This is a genomic window from Nonomuraea jiangxiensis (genome assembly GCF_900099965.1).
GTDB lineage: Bacteria > Actinomycetota > Actinomycetes > Streptosporangiales > Streptosporangiaceae > Nonomuraea > Nonomuraea jiangxiensis.
Map to the genome: position 1 here is coordinate 1 of NZ_FNDJ01000061.1, position 3,352 is coordinate 3,352.

A 3,352-nucleotide genomic window follows, 5' to 3' on the forward strand; every position below is an offset into this window, starting at 1 on the left:
GCAATTATCTGGGGTTGGATGTTATGCCGGGCTGGGTGGATCAGTGCTGGCTGCGGGTGGTGCGACCGGGTGAATTGACCTCATAACGCCGGAGGTTCACCGTCTCCTTCATCGAGGGGCTGTCGATGGAGGTGAAGACATGGTCAGGGCTGCGACGGACGGCCGCTACCCGGTCAGGGTGTCGGGGCCGTTGGCGGGGCTGGTGCACGAGTTTCGGCTGGAGCTGATCGGTCAGGGGTTCACGCCGCGGACCGCTCAGGGCCACGCGTATGTGCTGGCGCATCTGAGCCGCTGGCTGGAGCAGGAGGGGGCGGCTCCCGCTGAGCTGGGTGCCGAGCGGATCGCCGCGTTTGTCGCGGCGCGGCGAGTCGGCGGCTGTCGACGGTGGCGGACGGCTGGCTCGCTGCGGCCGATGCTGGATTATCTGCGCGGGCTTGGGCTGATCCCAGCCGAGAAGCCGCGCGCTCTGGGTCCGGTCGATGCGGTGCTGGAGAGGTATCGCCGCTGGCTGGAGCGTGAGCGTCGGCTTGGCGAGCAGACGGTGAGTTTACGCTTGCACTGGGCCGCCAAGTTCCTGCTCACTCAGGTCGAAGGCGGCCGGCTGGAACTGGACCGGATCGGGCCGCAAGCGGTGACGGCGTTCGTGCTGGAGATGTCGCAGCACTACGCGACCGGCTCGATGAAACCGTTGACCTCGGGTCTGCGGTCGCTGCTGCGGTTCTTGTTCGCGGCAGGCGACCTCGACCGTGACCTGTCGCCGGTGGTGCCGTCGGTGGCCGGCTGGCAGCTGAGCGGGATTCCGGTCGGTGCGGATGACGAGGCAGTCACCATGCTGCTTGCCTCCTGCGACCGGTCCACGGCGGTGGGGCGGCGGGACTTCGCGGTCCTGCTGCTGATGACCAGGCTGGGGCTGCGGGCGGTGGAGGTCGCGCGGCTGCGCCTGGACGACATCGAATGGCGCGGCGGTGAGCTGACGGTTCGGGGCAAGGGCGGTCGCGTCGACCGGATGCCGCTTCCGTCCGACGTCGGCGGTGCCCTGGCCGACTGGCTGCGCAACGGCCGGCGGCCCTCGACGCTGCGGGAGGTGTTCACCCGCACGATCGGCCCGGACGCGCCGATGAAGCGGCAGTCGATCGTGCAAGTGCCGCGCAGTGCCTCGTTACGGGCCGGCATCGCGATGGTGGGCGCCCATCGGCTGCGACACCGGGTCGCCTGCCGGGTACTGGCCGACGGCGGGTCCCTGGCCGAGGTCGCCGAGGTGCTGCGGCACAACGACCACGCGAGCTCGGCCATCTATGCGAAGGTCGATCTGACCGCGCTTGCCGCGGTCGTGCGGCCCTGGCCGATGGTGGTCGGCGATGACGACACTGCGTGAGGCCGTGGACCGCTACCTGGCGATTCGCCGAAGCCTGGGCTACAAACTCAAAATCGAGGGCCGCATGCTCGGCCAGTTCGTCACCTTCTGCGACGCCCGCGAGCTGAACCACGTCACCGTCGCCGCGGCCGTGGAGTGGGCCACGACCCCGGAGGGGGCGGATGCGTCCTGGTGGGCGGCACGGTTGACGGTCGTTCGCGAGTTCGCCCGGTTCCAGGCCGCCTTCGACGCCCGCACCGAGGTCCCGCCGACGGCCCTGCTGCCACGCACGGCAGACCGCTGCGAGCCCCGTCTGTATTCACCGGCAGAAATCACCGCGATGCTGCGAGCAGCGCGGAGGTTCAAAAACCCGCTGCGCGCCGCCACCGTCGAGACGTTCATCGGCCTGATGGCCGCCACCGGCATCCGAACCGGAGAAGCGATGAGCCTGGACCGCAGCGATGTGGACCTGGACGGCCTCCTCCTGCTGATCCGGGGCACCAAGTTCGGCAAGTCCCGCCTGGTCCCGCTGCACCCCAGCACCGCCGAACACCTGGCCGCCTACCAGGCGCGGCGCGACGAACTGTGTCCGCATCCGTCCACCGCGGCGTTCTTCGTCTCCTGCGCCGGCACCCGCCTGAACCACCACAGCGCCAGCACCGCCTTCGCCCATGTGCTGAAGACCGCGGCGATCATCACCCCGGCCGGGACGACCAAGCCGCGGCTCTACGACCTCAGGCACACCTTCGCGGTGACCACCATGGCGAACTGGTACGCCACCGGAGCCGACGTCGCGCATCTACTGCCCGCCCTGTCGACCTACCTCGGACACATCAGCCCGGCGACCACGTACTGGTATCTGCACGCCTGCCCGCAGCTGATGACCGAAGCCGCCAAGCGCCTGGAAGCCTCCTGGGAGGAACCATCATGACCAGCCTGGCCCCGATCATGCAGGGATACTTCACCGAACGGCTCACCGACCGCCGTGCCAGCGAACACACCATCGCCGCCTACCGCGACACCTTCCGCCTGCTGCTGCACTACGCCCAAGCCCAGCTCAGCCGCCCGCCCGCGGCCCTGGACCTGGCCGACATCGATGCCGACCTCATCTGCGGCTTCCTGGACCATCTCGAGACCGACCGGAACAACGGCATCACCACTCGCAACGCCCGGCTGGCCGCGATCCACTCCCTGTTCGGCTACGCGGCGCTGCGTTGCCCCGAGCATGCCCTGCTCATCCAGCGTGTCCTGGCCATCCCTCACAAGCGCCGTGATTCCACCGACGTGTGCTTCCTGACCCGAGCCGAGAGTGACGCGCTCCTCGCGGTTCCCGACCAGTCCACCCCGCTGGGCCGCCGCGATCACCTGCTGCTGCTCGTCGCCCTGCAGACCGGGCTGCGCGTCTCCGAACTCACCTCGCTGACCTGCGCCGATGCCGAGCTCGGAGCGGGTGCCCACCTGCGCTGCACCGGCAAGGGCCGCAAGCAGCGCGCCACCCCGCTCACCCGGCCCACCGCTCGCCTGCTCCAGCGCTGGATCACCGATCGTCACGCCGCACCGGCCGACCCGCTGTTCCCCAACCGCACCGGCGGACGCCTCAGCCGAGATGCCGTCGCCGACCTGCTCGCCAAGTACGTCCCCGTCGCGGCCCGCACCTGCACGACCCTCGCATCCAAGAACGTCACCCCGCACACCCTGCGACACACCGCGGCAATGGCGCTGCTGCACGCCGGCGTCGACACCTCCACCATCGCGCTCTGGCTCGGCCACACCAGCACAAAGGCCACCGACATCTACCTCCACGCCGACCTGGCCACCAAGGAGAAGGCCCTGGCCCGCACCGCACCTCCTGGCGTCGGAACCCGGCGCTACCGCCCCGGCGACAGCCTGCTCGCCTTCCTGGAAAACCTGTAATTATCTCTGGCGGCCACGCTGTCAGACCTTCGCTGGCCAGCCCTGATCCACCCAGCCCGGCATAACATCCAACCCCAGATAATT

3 protein-coding genes are annotated in these 3,352 nt (G+C 69.3%); all 3 read left to right on the forward strand.

From position 1 onward, the window contains the following. The first annotated feature begins 139 nt into the window (after nucleotides 1-139). From BLS95_RS53755 to BLS95_RS53765, 3 genes are read left to right on the forward strand one after another with little or no spacing between them, the layout of a single operon-like run. Complete coding sequence (locus BLS95_RS53755) at nucleotides 140-1,375, forward strand: tyrosine-type recombinase/integrase (protein ID WP_090947369.1); 1,236 nt, start codon at nucleotides 140-142, stop codon at nucleotides 1,373-1,375. Then, nucleotides 1,359-2,285, forward strand: a complete 927-nt coding sequence (locus BLS95_RS53760) for a tyrosine-type recombinase/integrase (protein WP_090947370.1) — start codon at nucleotides 1,359-1,361, stop codon at nucleotides 2,283-2,285. Before BLS95_RS53755 ends, BLS95_RS53760 begins: the two co-directional genes overlap by 17 nt. Then, nucleotides 2,282-3,268 carry a tyrosine-type recombinase/integrase gene (locus BLS95_RS53765; protein WP_090947371.1) on the forward strand — a complete coding sequence of 329 codons (987 nt, stop codon included), beginning with the start codon at nucleotides 2,282-2,284 and terminating at the stop codon, nucleotides 3,266-3,268. Before BLS95_RS53760 ends, BLS95_RS53765 begins: the two co-directional genes overlap by 4 nt. The last annotated feature ends 84 nt before the right edge of the window (nucleotides 3,269-3,352 follow it).